Source organism: Bradyrhizobium genosp. SA-4 str. CB756 (assembly GCF_000473125.1).
In the GTDB taxonomy this organism is placed as follows: domain Bacteria; phylum Pseudomonadota; class Alphaproteobacteria; order Rhizobiales; family Xanthobacteraceae; genus Bradyrhizobium; species Bradyrhizobium arachidis.
Map to the genome: position 1 here is coordinate 9,624,669 of NZ_KI421499.1, position 15,995 is coordinate 9,640,663.

16 protein-coding genes are annotated in these 15,995 nt (G+C 65.8%); 5 read left to right on the forward strand and 11 right to left on the reverse strand.

Going from position 1 to position 15,995, the window contains the following annotated elements:
* Positions 1 to 100 precede the first annotated feature (100 nt).
* The 7 genes from flhA to BRAGE_RS0146670 form a co-directional block, all read right to left on the reverse strand.
* Positions 101 to 2,242 (reverse strand): flagellar biosynthesis protein FlhA, encoded by a 2,142-nt coding sequence (gene flhA, locus BRAGE_RS0146640; protein ID WP_027562553.1) that lies wholly within the window; start codon positions 2,240 to 2,242, stop codon positions 101 to 103.
* Positions 2,243 to 2,590: 348 nt separating this feature from the next.
* Positions 2,591 to 2,905 (reverse strand): copper-binding protein, encoded by a 315-nt coding sequence (locus tag BRAGE_RS0146645; protein ID WP_027562554.1) that lies wholly within the window; start codon positions 2,903 to 2,905, stop codon positions 2,591 to 2,593.
* 17 nt (positions 2,906 to 2,922) lie between these two features.
* Entirely contained in the window at positions 2,923 to 3,375 is a 453-nt protein-coding gene (locus tag BRAGE_RS0146650; RefSeq protein ID WP_027562555.1) for a cupredoxin domain-containing protein, read from the reverse strand.
* A gap of 32 nt (positions 3,376 to 3,407) precedes the next feature.
* A complete protein-coding gene (locus tag BRAGE_RS0146655; RefSeq protein WP_027562556.1) occupies positions 3,408 to 4,739 on the reverse strand; it encodes a copper oxidase in 1,332 nt (443 codons plus the stop codon).
* A 13-nt stretch (positions 4,740 to 4,752) separates the two neighbouring features.
* Entirely contained in the window at positions 4,753 to 6,177 is a 1,425-nt protein-coding gene (locus tag BRAGE_RS0146660) for a TolC family protein (RefSeq protein ID WP_027562557.1), read from the reverse strand.
* A gap of 9 nt (positions 6,178 to 6,186) precedes the next feature.
* Complete coding sequence (locus tag BRAGE_RS0146665; RefSeq protein WP_027562558.1) at positions 6,187 to 6,471, reverse strand: hypothetical protein; 285 nt, start codon at positions 6,469 to 6,471, stop codon at positions 6,187 to 6,189.
* Between the two features lie 77 nt (positions 6,472 to 6,548).
* On the reverse strand, positions 6,549 to 7,067 hold the full coding sequence (locus tag BRAGE_RS0146670) for a hypothetical protein (RefSeq protein ID WP_231164126.1): 519 nt from the start codon (positions 7,065 to 7,067) through the stop codon (positions 6,549 to 6,551).
* A gap of 75 nt (positions 7,068 to 7,142) precedes the next feature.
* Between BRAGE_RS0146670 and BRAGE_RS0146675 the strand changes: the two genes are divergently transcribed.
* The gene (locus tag BRAGE_RS0146675; RefSeq protein WP_027562560.1) at positions 7,143 to 8,408 is read left to right on the forward strand and encodes an MFS transporter; all 1,266 of its coding nucleotides are present in this window, start codon (positions 7,143 to 7,145) and stop codon (positions 8,406 to 8,408) included.
* Here the strand turns inward: BRAGE_RS0146675 and BRAGE_RS0146680 are convergent.
* Entirely contained in the window at positions 8,405 to 8,815 is a 411-nt protein-coding gene (locus BRAGE_RS0146680) for a DUF4864 domain-containing protein (RefSeq protein ID WP_027562561.1), read from the reverse strand. The genes BRAGE_RS0146675 and BRAGE_RS0146680 overlap by 4 nt on opposite strands.
* Positions 8,816 to 8,881: 66 nt before the next feature.
* Positions 8,882 to 9,520 carry a TetR/AcrR family transcriptional regulator gene (locus BRAGE_RS0146685; RefSeq protein WP_027562562.1) on the reverse strand — a complete coding sequence of 213 codons (639 nt, stop codon included), beginning with the start codon at positions 9,518 to 9,520 and terminating at the stop codon, positions 8,882 to 8,884.
* 239 nt (positions 9,521 to 9,759) lie between these two features.
* Between BRAGE_RS0146685 and BRAGE_RS0146690 the strand changes: the two genes are divergently transcribed.
* Genes BRAGE_RS0146690 through BRAGE_RS0146700 form a run of 3 tightly spaced genes read left to right on the forward strand, consistent with a single transcriptional unit; the run spans position 9,760 to position 13,563 of the window.
* Positions 9,760 to 10,257, forward strand: coding sequence for a (2Fe-2S)-binding protein (locus BRAGE_RS0146690; RefSeq protein ID WP_027562563.1), 498 nt, complete (start codon positions 9,760 to 9,762; stop codon positions 10,255 to 10,257).
* Complete coding sequence (locus BRAGE_RS0146695; RefSeq protein ID WP_027562564.1) at positions 10,254 to 11,309, forward strand: FAD binding domain-containing protein; 1,056 nt, start codon at positions 10,254 to 10,256, stop codon at positions 11,307 to 11,309. The genes BRAGE_RS0146690 and BRAGE_RS0146695 overlap by 4 nt, the downstream gene beginning before the upstream one ends.
* On the forward strand, positions 11,302 to 13,563 hold the full coding sequence (locus BRAGE_RS0146700) for a xanthine dehydrogenase family protein molybdopterin-binding subunit (protein ID WP_027562565.1): 2,262 nt from the start codon (positions 11,302 to 11,304) through the stop codon (positions 13,561 to 13,563). Before BRAGE_RS0146695 ends, BRAGE_RS0146700 begins: the two co-directional genes overlap by 8 nt.
* A 42-nt stretch (positions 13,564 to 13,605) precedes the next feature.
* On the opposite strand, the gene BRAGE_RS56350 is transcribed toward BRAGE_RS0146700, so the two are convergent.
* Both BRAGE_RS56350 and BRAGE_RS0146710 read right to left on the reverse strand, forming a co-directional pair.
* Positions 13,606 to 13,758, reverse strand: a complete 153-nt coding sequence (locus tag BRAGE_RS56350; RefSeq protein WP_167336557.1) for a hypothetical protein — start codon at positions 13,756 to 13,758, stop codon at positions 13,606 to 13,608.
* Between the two features lie 145 nt (positions 13,759 to 13,903).
* Positions 13,904 to 14,452, reverse strand: a complete 549-nt coding sequence (locus tag BRAGE_RS0146710) for a cupin domain-containing protein (RefSeq protein WP_027562566.1) — start codon at positions 14,450 to 14,452, stop codon at positions 13,904 to 13,906.
* Between the two features lie 147 nt (positions 14,453 to 14,599).
* Between BRAGE_RS0146710 and BRAGE_RS0146715 the strand changes: the two genes are divergently transcribed.
* Positions 14,600 to 15,928 carry an aspartate aminotransferase family protein gene (locus BRAGE_RS0146715; RefSeq protein WP_035732150.1) on the forward strand — a complete coding sequence of 443 codons (1,329 nt, stop codon included), beginning with the start codon at positions 14,600 to 14,602 and terminating at the stop codon, positions 15,926 to 15,928.
* Positions 15,929 to 15,995 lie beyond the last annotated feature (67 nt).

A 15,995-nucleotide genomic window follows, 5' to 3' on the forward strand; every position in this document is an offset into this window, starting at 1 on the left:
TGTGCTCGCCTGACGCCTTTCCGGCCGTTGGTCGACAAGGCGCCAGGAACTCAAAAACCATTTGCCTGTGGCCGAAAAACACACGGCTTCTTAAGGCAAATCAGATGCTTCCGACCGTTTTCAACCTCGCCCTGGGGTGGATTTCAGCCTGCGACAGCACGGTCGTCTGGGCCCGGAACCGCTCGACCAGGGAACGTACGAACGGACGAATTGCCGCAGAGGTGACCAGCACCGGAGCCTCGCCTTCGCGGGCGGCGCGCTCGAACGCCTCGCGCACGGCCGTCATGAACTCCGACAGTTTCGAGGGCTGCATCGCGAGGCTGCGCTCCTCGCCCTGGCCGATGATGGATTCGGCGAACGCCTGCTCCCACTTCGCCGACAGCGCGATCAGCGGCAGATAACCGTTGTAGGAGGTGTTTTGCGCGCAGATCTGGCGCGCCAGGCGGGCGCGGACGTGCTCGACCATGGTCGCGGGATTGCGCGAGAAGGCGAGCGAGTCGGCGATGCCTTCGAGGATGGTCGAGAGGTCGCGGATGGAGATGCGCTCGGCCAGCAGCAGCTGCAGCACGCGCTGGATGCCGGACACGGTGACCTGTCCCGGCACGATGTCCTTGACCAGCTCGCTCTGCTCCTTCGGCAGCTCCTTGAGCAGCTTCTGCACCTCGCCATAGGAGAGCAGGTCCGACATGTTGGCCTTGAGCAGCTCGGTGAGATGGGTCGAGAGCACGGTCGCGGCGTCGACGACGGTGTAGCCCTTGAGCGAGGCTTCTTCCTTGAGGCTGGCGTCGACCCAGGTCGCGGGCAGGCCGAAGGTCGGCTCGGTGGTGTGGATGCCGGGCACCTGAACCTGGCTGCCGCCGGGGTCCATGACCATGAACTGGTTCGGCCAGATCTTGCCGCTGCCGGCGTCGACCTCTTTGATCTTGATGATGTAGGTGTTGGCTTCGAGCTGGACGTTGTCGAGGATGCGCACCGCCGGCATCACGAAGCCCATCTCGATCGCCAGCGAGCGGCGCAGCGCCTTGATCTGCTCGGTGAGGCGGTCGGTGCCGTCAGGCCCGTTGACGAGCGGCAAGAGGGCGTAGCCGAGCTCGATCTTGAGGTCGTCGATCTTCAGCGCAGCGGAGATCGGCTCCTCGGCCGCAGCGGTTCCCGGCGCGCCAGGCTGACCTGCCGCAGGAGCGGCCTTGGCAGCTTCCTCGGCCTTGACGGTGGTGCGCTTGTGGTTGCGGGCGTGCCAGGCCAGCGCGCCGGCGCCGGCGCCGAGCGCGAGGAAGGGGATGGTCGGGATGCCCGGCAGGGCCGCCAGCACCAGCATGACTGCCGAGGACATCGCCAGCGCCTGCGGATAACCGGAGAACTGCTTCATCAGCGCCTTGTCGGCGGCGCCGGAGACGCCGGCCTTGGACACGAGCAGGCCCGCCGCGGTCGAGACGATCAGCGCCGGCACCTGGGTGACGAGGCCGTCGCCGACGGTCAGCAGCGTGTAGCTGCGCCCGGCGTCGGCGAAGGAGAGGCCCTGCTGCGCGACGCCGATGATCATGCCGCCGACGACGTTGATGAAGACGATCAGGAGGCCGGCGATGGCATCGCCGCGGACGAATTTGGAGGCACCGTCCATGGCGCCGAAGAATCCGCTCTCGTCCTCCAGCTCCTTGCGGCGCTGCTTGGCGACCTTCTCGTCGATCAGGCCGGCGGAGAGGTCGGCGTCGATCGCCATCTGCTTGCCGGGCATGGCGTCGAGGTGGAAGCGGGCGGCGACTTCGGCGATACGGCCCGAACCCTTGGTGATGACGACGAAATTGACGATGATCAGGATGGCGAAGACGATGATGCCGATGACGAAATTGCCGCCCATCACGAAGCTGCCGAAGGCTTCGATGACGTGACCGGCGGCATCCGTGCCCTCGTGCCCATGCGACAGGATCAGGCGGGTCGAGGCCATGTTGAGCGAGAGGCGCAGCATGGTCGAGATCAGGAGGATGGTCGGGAAGGCCGAGAATTCGAGAGGCGCCTGGATGAACAGCGAGGTCATCAGGATCAGGATCGAGAGCGTGATCGAGATCGCCAGGAACAGGTCCAGCACGATCGCGGGCAGGGGGAGGATCAGCACCACCAGGATGGTGAGGATGCCGAGCGCGAGCGCGATGTCGCCGCGCTTGAGGATGCTGACGATCTCGTTGAGGGAGGGGATGCCGGGCTTGGCTGCGCCTACGCCTTGACCCGCGGTGACGTCGACCATGGTAGCTGCCTCCCCGCGCGACTGCCGGCCGCGCGCCCCAAACGTCTGCGCGGCGGCCGAGGGGCCGCCGTTCCGAAAGTGAGGCACCGCACTGGCGTCCACAGGGGATCCCCCGTTCTAACGCGGCCGACGACACTCGACTTCACCCGGCAATTTTTGCCCGGTGTATGGTTAGCAAAGGGTTAACGGAGGGTGCGGCAGGAGGTCTGGGCAGGGGGGATTCGGGGGCCGGGGGGTGTCATTCCAGGGCGCCCGAAGGGCGAGCCCGGAATCCATTGTGCAGCGGAGCCAGTGGATAAATGGATTCCGGGCTCGCGCTGCGCGCGCCCCGGAATGACCAAAGTGCCCCTACTTCGCCTTCTCCATCTTCGTCACGGTGTACCCGGCCGCCGCTTCCTCGGCCTCGAAGGTCACCTTGTCGCCGACCTTCACCTGCTTGAGCATCGTGGCGTCCTTGACGCGGTAGACCATGGTCATGGGCTCCTCCATGCCGAGGCTCCTGGCGGGGCCGTGCTTGAGCGTGATCTTGCCGGCGCCCTCGTCGATCTTCTTGACCTCGCCGCTGATGGCGGCGCCGGCCGCCAGGGCTCCAGAAGAAAAGACTTCAGTGGCAAGACCGACGGTCAGCGCCAGCGCTGCGGCGATGCGGATGATGCGGTTCATGGGAGTCTTCCTTCGCGTTACTTCACGGTGACGTGGCCGACCATGCCGTAGTTGCGGTGGTCGGGAATGAGGCAGGAAAATTCGAACGTGCCGGCCTTGCTGAATTTCCAGAGGATCTCGGCGGTCTTGCTCGGTGCGAGGCGCACGCCGTTGGGATCGTCGTGCTCCATGTGCGGATGCTTCTTCATCACCTCGGCATGCGCGAGATTTTCCTTGGTAGTGGCGAGCAGGAATTCATGGTCCTCCTTGCCGACATTGCGCAGCACGAAGCGGATCTGCTCGCCGCGTTTGACCTCGATCTTGGCGGGCGTGTAGTCCATCTCGTTCATCAGGATCTCGATGGTGCGCGCGGGCTTTTTGGGATTGCCGGGCTCCCCGGCCGAAAAGGACTCGTGCCCGTGCTGCTCATGGGCAAAGGCCGGCGCGATCGACAGCGCAGCCAGCGCGAGAGCGAGTTTGATCGTCTTCATCTTGTTCTCCAGTTGATGGTTCATCGAAATCTTCACATCTTCATCTTGTGCGCGGGCGCGCCGGGTTGCCTCGCCGGCTCCGTGGCTGGTGCTGCGACCTCGTAGGCGACGGTGCCTTTGGGGAATTGATAGGGGCCGGGATCGCGATAATCGTCACGCGCAAGGTCCTCGCGGATCTTCATCACCGTGAACATGCCGCCCATCTCGATCGGGCCGAACTGGCCGGTGCCTGACATCATCGGCAGCGTGTTGTCGGGCGCCGGCATCTCCATGTTGCCCATCGCCATGCCGGATTGGCCCATCACCATCGCATCCGGCGCGAGCTTGCCGACGGCCTTCGCAAGGTCCTTGCGCGACACGCCGATCAGGTTGCGCATGTCGTGGCCCATCGCATTCATGGTGTGATGCGACTTGTGGCAATGAAATGCCCAGTCGCCGGGATTGTCGGCGAGCACGTCGAACACTCTGATCGCACCGACCGGGACGTCGGTGGTCGTCTCCGGATATTGCGCGCTCTCGGGAATCCAGCCGCCGTCGGTGCAGGTCACCGCAAAGCTGTGGCCGTGCAGATGGATCGGATGGTTGGTCATGCTGAGATTGCCGATGCGCACGCGCACCTTGTCGCCGAGCCGTACCGGCAAGGGATCGATGCCGGGAAACACCCGCGCATTCCAGGTCCACATGTTGAAATCGGTCATCTCGTTGACCTGCGGCAGGTAGGTGCCGGGATCGACGCGATAGGTGCTCATCACGAACACGAAGTCGCGGTCGACGGGCCGGAAGCGTTGGTCGCGCGGGTGCACCACGACCATGCCCATCATGCCCATCGCCATCTGCACCATCTCGTCGGAATGCGGGTGGTACATGAAGGTGCCGCTCTTCTTCATCTCGAACTCGTAGACGAAGGTCTTCCCCGGCTGGATGTGCGGCTGGGTCAGGCCGCCGACACCGTCCATGCCGCTCGGGATGATCATGCCGTGCCAGTGCACACTGGTGTATTCGGGCAGGCGGTTGGTGACGAAGATGCGGACCTTGTCGCCTTCGACCGCCTCGATGGTCGGGCCCGGCGACTGGCCGTTATAGCCCCACAGATTCACCTTCATGCCTTCGGCGAATTCGCGCACCACGGGCTCGGCGACGAGATGGAATTCCTTCCAGTCGCCGTTCATGCGGAACGGCAGCGACCAACCGTTCAGCGTGACCACGGGGCGATAATCTGGCCCGCTGATGGGGTGCAGCGGCGGCTGCATCACCACCTTGTCCATGTGCGGGGCTTCCGGAATCGAGGCCGCCTGCACGCGGCCGCTGACGACGGATGCGCTGGCGAGCGCGGCCGTGCCCAAAAATCCTCGGCGGGAAAACATGCTGGTCTCCATCTCAGTGGCCGCCATCGGCAGGCGCTGCCGCGGCGAAGGTGGTTGAAGTCTCGCCGCCGGATGCGGGCACGCCGCCGCCATTGACGGCGGTCTGCAGCTCGGACTGGGCGAGGAAGAATCTCTGCCTGGCGTCGATCGCGCCGCGCAGCGAGGCCAGGCGCTGCCGCGCCTCGGTCAGCAGCGCGAAGATGTCGACCTGCATGCTGGAGAAGCGCAGCTGCATCTCCTCGGTGATGATCTTTCGCAACGGGAGGATCTCGCGCTGGTAGTGGCTGGCGATGTCGTAGCTGGAGCGATAGACGCGATAAGCGTCGCGCGCTTCCGAGCGGACGTTCACGGCGCGCTCGGTCAGGCGGTTGAAGGCGAAATTGTAGGTCTCTGCCGCCTGCCGCACGCGCACCTCGCCGCCGTCGAAGATCGGGATCTGGAACTGCACATCGAAGCCGCGCTCGCGGAACGGCGGCCCTTCCGGATCCTGGGTGCGGCGGGAGATGCCGGCGAGATCGAGCAGCGTGACGAAGCGGGTTGCCTCAGTGAGGTTCAGCGATTTCGCCAGCGCCGCCAGCTCCAGCCGCGCGATCTGCAAGTCGATGCGATGGGACACCGCATCGGCTTCGATCGAGGGCAGCGCTTGTGGCCGGCGCGGCAGCGGCGGCAACTGATTGGGCAGGCGGAAATCGAGGCCGCCGTCCCACAGCCCCATCAGCCGCGCCAGCCTTTCGCGTGCGCTCGTCGCTGCCTGCCGCGCGGTGGCGAGGTCGGCCGTCGTCTCGGCGTAAAACACCTGCTCGCGGGCCTGGTCGAGCTTGTTGAGCGAGCCGGTCTCGCCGAGTTTCACGGCAAGCTGCGCGGTCGATTCCGCCGTCGCCTTCGCGTCGGTGAGCAGCACCACCATCTCGTTGCCGGCGACTGCGCCGATGTAAGCGCGGCGCACGTCAGCGGCGAGCCGCAGCGTCGCCAGCGCCGCGCGCAGTTGCGCCTGACGAAAACGTTCGCGGGCGATGTCGGAGCGGAACGGCAGGGTGGCGAGCGCGAGGATGTCGCCGACCACCTGGCGCTCGATCTCGCTGGCGCCATTGCCCGAGATGCGCGAGACCGAGAACACGGGATTGGGCGGCAAACTCTGCTCGACTAGGTCGGTCTCGGCCAGCGCCAGCTCGTTATAGGCGGCTTGCAGCCCCTTGTTGTTGAGCAGCGCGATCTGAACGGCCGCGTCTGCGCTGAGCGTCCGCGACAGCAGCTGGCGAACGCGCGCGTCGACCGCACCGGCTCCCTCCGCCGTGCGCACGAAGGCGACGTCCTTGTTGATGGTCTGGCTCGTCAGCTCCGAGACCGTGCTCATGCCGCTGTCGGGCGAGAACGCGGCGCAGCCGGAGAGACCGAAGGCGGCAACAGCGAGCAGGCTTCGCGCAAAATGGTGTGCCATGGCGCGCTCCTACCGGTCTTGCTTCGGCTGTGGCGCGGCGCGGTCGTTGTGCTCGCGCCATGGGGCCGGCGCCGCCGGCCGCAGGCTGGTGTAGGGCGCGATCGTCGACCGATAGCCGGCGCGCGCGACCTTTGCCGCGGGATCGGCGGGATCCGCGCTCGCAATTTGCGTCGTTGCCGGTACGCAGCCGGACAGCGTCAATGCAGCCAAGGCCAGCAATGGCCAATTGAATAGAAAGTGTCCTCCACGCGCCGCGGATGCGGCGGCGGATCTCGCCCCGGAAAGCGTAAGCATGAATTATTCCTGATCTGTCTGGAGACCACAGGTCCGCGCGCGCGGATGCGCGCGGCCTGACGTCGTCGCGTGTCAGATCAGGCGATGGGAGGGCGGTAGTGCCGGGGCGGCGCTGCGCTGTGCAGGCTGGCCACGATCTCGGGCGCGCAGGCGGAGACGGGCTGAAGCGGCTTTGCGACGTCGGGCAGATCGGCCGGCAGCGCGCTCACGCACATCATCGCGCAGCACGGGCCAGCCTTGCCCTTGCCGTCATGATGATGCGACGCGGGTGCGTCCTGTGCGGCGGTCTGGTGATGCGCGTGCGGTCCTGCGTGATCATGCGACACGTCGCCGTGCGCATGATTCGCGGCCATCTGGTGATGTGCCGGAACGAGGTCGGCAAGACGCGCGTCGTCGAGGCATGGCGCTGGACCACTGCCCCAGGCAAGGGCGGCTGCCGGCGCGAGCACGCAGAACAGATAGGCGAGGGCAATGAGGCGCCCCACCCTGATCCGCATCGATCGTGTCAATTGCAACAACATTCCGCCGACATGCTCTTCGCGCGGCAATGTTGCACACGCATGTTGCAAACTAATGGCAAAGCGCGATTTCGCCAAGCTCCTTCTTACCGCAGTGCACCGCGCATGCCCATTATCGCGGCACGATGCTTGACCGCGAGGCGTTCAGCGAACATGGTCCGCGCCGTGCACGCGCCAAATCATCCAGAACAAAGACCGCCTTCTTTCACTCCCGATTCCCGTCAGGCCTGGGTACGACTGCTGCTCGCGCTCGTGATCGGCTCGATCGGGGGCGTCGGCATGTGGGCGATCGTGGTGATGATTCCCGCAGTGCAGGCCGAGTTCGCCGCCACGCGCGGCGCGGTGTCGCTGGCCTTTACCGTGATGATGTTCGGTTTCGGGCTCGGCGGCGTGATCGCGGGCAAGATCACCGACAGGTTCGGTATCGTCCCGGCGATGGCGATCAGCATCGCCTTCCTCGGCGTCGCCAACACGCTCGCGGGGCTCTCGACCCAGCTCTGGCAGTTCGTCGCGGCCTATTTCCTGATCGGGCTCGGCACGTCCGCGACCTTCGCACCGCTGATGGCGGAGGCCTCGCACTGGTTCGAGCGCTATCGCGGCCTGGCCGTGACCATCGTCGCCAGCGGCAATTATGTCGCCGGCACGATGTGGCCGCCGCTCGTGAACTGGGGCATGCAGACGATCGGCTGGCGCACCACCCATATCGGCATCGGGCTCGTCTGCGTGGGCCTGATGACCATCCTGGTTCTGGTCCTGCGCGCGCAGATGGGCAATGACACGGTCCATGACCACGCCAAGGCACCTCCGCCGCGGGTCGACCTCAAGCTCTCGACCAACACGCTGACCGTGCTGCTCTCGATTGCCAGCATCTCCTGCTGCGTCGCCATGGCGATGCCGCAGGTCCATATCGTCGCCTATTGCGGCGACCTCGGCTATGGCGTGGCGCGTGGTGCCGAGATGCTGTCGCTGATGATGGCCTGCGGCATCGTCAGCCGCATCGGATCCGGCTATCTCGCCGACAAGATCGGCGGCATCCGCACGCTGCTGGTGGGGTCGCTGGCGCAAGGCTTTGCGCTGGTGTTCTACCTGTTCTTCGACAGCCTCGCCTCCCTCTACATCATCTCGGCGATGTTCGGCCTGTTCCAGGGCGGCATCGTGCCGAGCTACGCCATCATCGTGCGCGAGGCGATGCCGGCGAGCGAAGCCGCAACCCGTGTCGGCATCGTGATCTTCGCCTCGGTGTTCGGCATGTCCTTTGGCGGCTGGGTGTCGGGCGTCATCTTCGATGCCACCGGATCCTACGGCGCGGCCTTCGCCAACGGCGTCGCCTGGAACGCGCTCAATATCGGCATCGTCGTGCTGCTGCTGATCCGCTCGCGGATGAGCGCGACGAAGGCCGATCCGGGCTTCGCGACCTAAGCTTCCTGTCCAACCTTCAGCAGCGAACAGCCTGTGATCTTGTAGCTGCCGTCGGCCTGCTGCTCGAGCGTGTAGAGCGCCTCCCAGGCCTCGCCATTGGCATCGACGATATGGACGTGCTGGGCGATCCAGTTGCCCTCGCTCTTGCTCTCGCCGAACTCAAAGCTCTTGTGCCGGTAGACCGGTGCGTAGCCGTTCTGCACCATCGACATGAAGATGTCGGGTGCCGGAAAAATCTCCTTGATCGCCGGCGCGGCGTGGGAATAGGCCGCGGCCGCATCGTCGCGCGCAAAGGCCTGCTCCTGGGCGCGGATGACGCCCTGCGCCGTCGAGACGACATCGCCGGCCAGCGCTGGGACGGCGTGAAGAGCAAAAGTGAGAGCGACCAGCAAGGCGGCGATGCGCATGACAGGCTCCGCGTTGAAATCCCGGCGGTGCCGATCCTAGCACGACCTCCAGGAAATACGGGCGTGCTATCGCTTCCGTTTCACTGCGGGCTTCGCGGGCTTGGCCGTGCGCGCCCTGGCCTTGGCGGCCGTCTGCACCCGCAGCCCGTCGACGAACACGTCGAGCATCCGCAGTACCGACGATTGCCAGCCCGGCTGGTCGTGCATGTAGCACATGCCGAAGAACGCGCGCAGCAAATCCTCGGGACTGATATCAGCGCGCATCTCGCCGGCAGCGACTGCGCGGTCGAGCAGCGAGCCGATGGCCTTCGTCAGCCGATCGAACGAGAAGGCGTGCAGCTCGGAACCGCTTTGGACCGCAAGCGCCAAGGCTGCCACCATGCCCTTCTTGGTGGCGACGAATTCGACACCTGAGCGCAGCCAGCGCCTGAGCGCATCGACCGGATCCTTGGCATTCTTCAACTGCTCGGCAAGCTCGCTGAGCTGCTCGACCTCGCGCCGGTACACCGCCTCGAACAAATCCTCGCGCGTCGGGAAATGCCGGTAGAGCGTGCCGATCCCGACGCCGGCGCGCTTGGCCACGGCCTCCAGGCTCGCCTCAGGACCGCCTGCATTGAAGACGACCTTTGCAGCCTCGAGCACGCGCTCGCGATTGCGCACGGCATCGGCGCGGGGCTTGCGGGTGTGGTCGGTATGGTCGTCCATATCAGGCAATGTAGATCACGAATTGGTTAGATTGAACCCTTAGCTGGCCGCATCGCGTTGTATGCGCATGGGCTTTTGACGATTTCCAAATATTTTTGCGCAGCCCTTGTTAAGCGGAGGGTGCCTCCGTATCTTCGCTGATGTTGGCCGGGTTCCGCCCGGCCCACGCGATATCGACGGCGGCCACGGCGGTGGCGCGCTGGCCGATGACTCATGTCCATATCTGATCGGAGCCTTGTATGAACCACTCCATCAGCCTCACCGTGAACGGTGCGCGGCGCGACTTCGTCCTCGACGATCCGCGCGTCACGCTGCTCGATCTCCTGCGTGAGCGCCTCCATCTCACCGGCACCAAGAAGGGATGCGACCGCGGCCAGTGCGGCGCCTGCACCATTCTCGTCGACGGCAAGCGCATCAATTCCTGCCTCGCGCTCGCCATCAGCCATGACGGCGCCGACATCCTCACCATCGAAGGTGTCGCGCGTGGCGACCAGCTTCATCCGGTGCAAGCCGCCTTCATCGCCCATGACGGATTCCAGTGCGGCTTCTGCACGCCTGGCCAGATCATGAGCGCAATCGGCATGATGCAGGAGGCGCAGGCCGGCAACGATCCCGAGCGCATCCGCGAATGCATGAGCGGCAATCTGTGCCGCTGCGGTGCCTATGCCGGCATCGTCGATGCCGTGCTGGAGGCGCAGGCCGGCATGGATGAAACCAACCAGAGGCGCTCCGCATGAAACAGTTCGATTATATCAGGCCGGCCACGGTCACCGAAGCCGTCGCTGCGGCCGCCCAGCCGGGCGCTGTTTATCTCGCCGCCGGCACCAATCTGCTCGATCTGATGAAGGGCGGCGTCAGCCGGCCGGATCGCCTGGTCGACGTCACGCATCTCGACGGGCTCGATCAGATCGAGCGTCTTTCCGACGGATCGTTGCGCATCGGCGCGCTCGCGAGTAACGCCGATCTCGCGCACGACGCGGAATTCGCGCGGTCGTATCCCGCAGTGGCGGAAGCGCTGCTCTCCGGCGCATCGGCTCAATTGCGGAATGCCGCGACCGTCGGCGGCAATCTGCTGCAACGGACGCGCTGTGCGTATTTCTACGACACCGCTAGCCGCTGCAACAAGCGCGAGGCCGGGTCCGGCTGCGATGCCCGCGATGGCGAGAACCGCGGCCACGCCGTGCTCGGCTGGAGCGAGAGCTGCATCGCTACGCACCCGTCCGATTTCTGCGTGCCGCTGGTCGCGCTTGACGCCGTCGTCGAGATCGAGGGTAGGAACGGTCGTCGCGAGATCGCGCTCGACGAGTTGCATCGCCTGCCCGGCAACACGCCCGAGCGTGAATCCGCTCTCGAACCCGGCGATCTCATCGTCGCCGTTCGTTTGCCGCCTGCGGCGCGCGGCTTTGCCGCCCATGCGCGCTACCTCAAGGTCCGCGAGCGTACGTCTTACGCCTTTGCCGTGGTCTCGGCCGCTTCTGCGTTGCGGATCGAGAACGGCAAGATCGCCGAAGCGCGGCTAGCGCTCGGCGGTGTCGCCGCAAAGCCCTGGCGCGCCCGCGCGGCGGAGGATGTGCTCAAGGGCGTCGCACCCACGGCCGACGCTTTCCAGGAAGCCGCTTGGCGCGCGCTCACCGACGCAAAGCCGTCTGGCGACAACGCCTTCAAGATCGAGCTTGCGCGCCGCATCGTCGTGCGCGCGCTGACCCTCGCCGCTGCCGGTACGCCCGCGCGTATTCCCGCACTGCCGGCCTCTCCCTTTGCCTCCATGTCCGGAGCCGTCCATGCCTGAGCTCAATCTCACCAGCGCGCCCGCTCATCTCCGCCACGGCTCGAACATCGGCCAGCCGCTGACCCGCCGCGACGGCATGCTCAAGGTCACGGGCCGTGCCACTTATGCCGCCGACAACCACCCGCCGGGGATGCTGTTCGCGGTGATGGCGGTCGCCAGCATCGCGCATGGCCGGGTCACCTCGCTCGATGTCGCTGCCGCAAAGCGCCATCCCGGCGTGGTCGATGTCATGACGCCAGACCACAAGCCTGAGCTCGCAATCGATCCGGAGATCAAGACCAATCCATTCGTGTTCCGGATGGAGGTGTTGCAGAGCAATGAGGTCCGCTACGCCAACCAGCCGATCGCCGTCGTGATCGCGGAAACGCTGGAAGCTGCCACCGAAGGCGCCGCATTGCTGGCGCCGCGTTACGAGACGCTGCCCGCGCTGGTCGGCCTCGATGCCGGCGAAAGTTACGTCCCGCCGGTCGTCGGCGTCGGCAATCCCACGGAAAGCCACCGCGGCGATGTCGAGGCGGGGCTTGCCGCGGCGGAGAAGCAGATCGACGCGATCTACGAGACGCCGCCGCAATATCACAACGCGATGGAGCCGCACGCGATCGTCGCGCACTGGGACGGCGACAATCTCCGGATCGACATGCCGACGCAGGGCCTGATGCTGTCGCTGGCGCGCGTTGCCGAGCTGTTCGGCATTGCGCATGACAAGATCCACATCCGCAGCCCGTTCCTTGGCGGCGGCTTCGGCTCCAAGGGGCTGATGGCCGGTCCCCCGGTCCTCGGCATCATGGCGGCCAAGCTCGTCGGCAAGCCGGTCAAGCTGGTGCTGCGCCGTGAGCAGATGTACGGCCCGGTCGGCCATCGCGCGCCGACGCGCCAGCGCCTGCGCATCGGCACCGACGGCGAGGGGCTCCTGACCGCACTCGATCATCATGCGCGGACCGTGTCGAGCACGTTCGACGATTTCTACGAGCCCGCGGCTGATGCCTCGCACACGCTCTACGCGGCGCCGGCGATCCGCACTTCGCATGACGCCGTGCGCGTCAACACCGGCACGCCGCTGTTCATGCGCGCGCCAGGGGAGGCGACCGGCTCGATCGCGCTCGAAAGCGCGATCGACGAGATGGCTTGGGCCTGCGGCATGGATCCGCTCGCCTTCCGCCTGAAAAACTATGCCGAGGTCGAGCCGATGACGGGACGACCCTTCTCCTCGAAGGCGCTGCGGGCCTGCTACGAGCAGGGCGCGGCGCGCTTCGGCTGGTCGAAGCGCTCGCTTCAGCCGCGGCAGATGCGCGACGATGCCGGCCTGCTGGTCGGCTGGGGCATGGGCACCGCGACCTTTCCGGCGCTGATGTTCCAGGCCGAGGCGCGCGCGGTGATCCGCCGCGACGGCTCAGGTGCCATGGAGATCGGCGCGCATGACATGGGGCAGGGCGCCTGGACGGCGCTTGCCCAGATCGCGGCTGATGCGGTCGGCCTCGACATCGACCGTGTCGACTTCAAGGCCGGTACATCCGATCTGCCCGATGCCGGTATCGCCGGCGGCTCGGCGCACACGGCGACCGCAGGTGCTGCGATCCACAGCGCCGGCGCAGCCGTGATCGCAAAGCTCGCTGATCTCGCGACCGGCGACGAGCGCTCGCCGCTGTTCGGCGCTGGCAATGCCGGCGTGATCGCGCGCGATGGCAGACTGGTCCGTCGCGACGACGAGAGCCGCAGCGAGAGCTATGCCGAGATCCTGGCGCGTGCCGGCGTCGCCGAGGTCGAGGCCCGCGGCACGGGCGCGCCGAACCCTGCGGCGATGCAGGAATATGCGATGCATGCCCACGGCGCGGTGTTCGCGGAGGTGAAGGTCGATCCCGAGCTCGGCCAGGTCCGCGTCACCCGCATGGTCGGCGCCTTCGCGGCGGGGCGCATCGTCAATCCGCATCTGGTGAAGAGCCAGCTGTTCGGCGGCATGATCTGGGGCATGTCCTTCGCGCTGCACGAGGAGGCCATCACCGATCGCCGCAGCGGGCGGATCATGAACGCTAATCTCGGCGAGTACCACATCCCCGTGAATGCCGACGTGCCGCCGCTCGACGTGATCACGGTCGAGGAACACGATCCGCACGTCAATGCGCTCGGCATCAAGGGTGTCGGCGAGATCGGCATTACCGGCAGCGCCGGCGCGGTTGCCAATGCGGTCTGGCATGCGACGGGCGTGCGCGTGCGTCGCTTCCCGATCAGGATCGAGGAATTGCTGACGCAGCGTTGAGGCAAAAGGCGGGGCGAGATCGTCTCGCTCCGCCGCGCACCTTTAATGCAGCTTCTTGCGGACCGCTTTGAGCGCCGCTCGCTGCGTCTCGATGTATTCGGCAATCGCCTTGCGCAGCTCCTGCGAATGGAGCTTGTCGGCATCACGCTGCACTTCGTCGAGCGCAGCCTCTGCATTGGCGAGCGTGATCTTCATCTGCGAGCCTTATGAAGCGGCGCCGGAATGTCTCTCGGCTGCGGCTCGCATCATATAGAGGATCGGCGCTTGGAAATTGAGATGCATCAAGCTCCGTAAGACACCGGGGCACTCCCGTAGGATCCCGGATAACGTTGATCGCGCGTCAGAACGTCGGCGGCGTGCAGGCCGAGATCACTTCGCAAGCCTTGCCGCCAACGCAGCGGAAGCGATGCGGCCGGCGGCTCTCGAAGTAGTAAGCATCGCCTGGATTGAGGATGCGTCGCTCGTCCTCGACGGTGACCTCGAGCTTGCCTGAGATCACGATGCCGCCTTCCTCACCGTCGTGGACGAGGTGCACGCGGCCGGTGTCGCTGCCGGGCTCGTAGCGTTCTTTCAGAATCTGCAGGCTGCGGCCGAACAGATTGTCGCCGATCTGCCGATACGAGATCGGCTTCTTGCCGACCTCGGTCAGCTCCTCGGCGCGATAGAAGATCTTGCGCCTGGACTCCGGCTCCAGTGCGAAAAACTCGGCGAGCCCCATCGGAATGCCGTCGAGGATGCGCTTGAGCGCGCCGACCGACGGGTTCATCTGGTTGGATTCGATCAGCGAGATGGTCGAATTGGTGACGCCGGCGCGCTTTGCCAGCTCGCGCTGCGACAGCTTGTGGCGCGCCCGGATGAATCGCAGCCGTCCACCGATGTCGACGCTCATGCCTAGTCCCGTGTTGCAAGTGTTGCGGATCGCGCAAATATGGACCGACTGCCCCAGTGAAATCAATGGTTTGCAGGTCACCAGAAAAGGACTTGTTGCGCTATGGAAGCCGTGGCTCTGCTAGCGGGTCAGCAAAGGAGCGCGGCCGTGACCCTTCATCAGATTCCGAACACTATCAAGACCGACTCGTTCTGGATGCCGTTCACGGCCAACCGGCAGTTCAAGAAGGCGCCGCGCCTGTTCTCCTCGGCCGAGGGCATGCACTACACCACCGTCGACGGCCGCAAGGTGATCGACGGCTCCGCCGGCCTGTGGTGCGTCAATGCCGGCCACGGCCGCAAGCAGATTGCGGCTGCGGTCGAGCGGCAGCTGATGACGCTGGACTTCGCGCCGACGTTCCAGATGGGCCATCCGCTCGCGTTCGACTTCGCCGAGCGCCTCGCCGAGATCGCGCCGAAGGGCCTCGACCGCGTCTTCTTCACCAATTCGGGCTCCGAGTCGGTCGACACCGCGCTGAAGATCGCGCTCGCCTATCACCGCGCCAACGGTCAGTCGAGCCGCACCCGCCTGATCGGCCGCGAGCGCGGCTATCACGGCGTCGGTTTCGGCGGCACCTCGGTCGGCGGCATGGTCGCCAACCGCCGTGCCTTCGCGACGCTGCTACCGGGCGTCGACCACATCCGCCACACCCATGATCTCTCCCGCAACGCCTTCGCCAAGGATCAGCCCGAGCATGGCGCCGAGCTCGCCGACGATCTCGAGCGTCTGGTCGGCCTGCACGGCGCCGAGACCATCGCCGCCGTCATCGTCGAGCCGGTGCCGGGTTCGACCGCGGTGCTGCCGCCGCCGAAGGGCTATCTGCAGCGCCTGCGCGAGATCTGCGACAAGCACGGCATCCTCCTGATCTTCGACGAAGTCATCACCGGCTTCGGCCGCCTCGGCACGCCGTTCGCCGCCAACTTCTTCGGCGTCACGCCTGACCTGATGACGACCGCCAAGGGCATCACCAATGGCACCATCCCCTGCGGCGCGGTGTTCGCGAGCCGCAAGGTGCATGACGGCATGATGGTCGGCCCGGAGAACCAGATGGAGCTGTTCCACGGCTACACCTATTCGGCGCATCCGACCGCCTGCGCCGCGGGTATCGCCACGCTCGACATCTACAAGGACGAGGGCCTGCTGACGCGCGGTGCGACGATGGCCGAATACTGGCGCGATGCGCTGCATTCGCTGAAGGGCCTGCCGAACGTCGTCGACATCCGCAATTGCGGTCTGATGGGCGCGGTCGAGCTCGCCCCGCGTGACGGTGTCGTCGGTGCGCGCGGCTACGACGTGATGGTCGACTGCTTCAACACCGGCCTTTACCTGCGCATGAGCGGCGACAGCTTCGCGATGTCGCCTCCGCTCATCGTCGAGAAGAGCCATATCGACCAGATCGTCTCGATCCTCGGCGACGCCATCAAGAAGGTGGCCTGATAATTGCTCTCGCCGCTGCAGGGTTTTATCTTGCAGCGGCGCGTGTGATGCCGCGGGAGTTTGACCA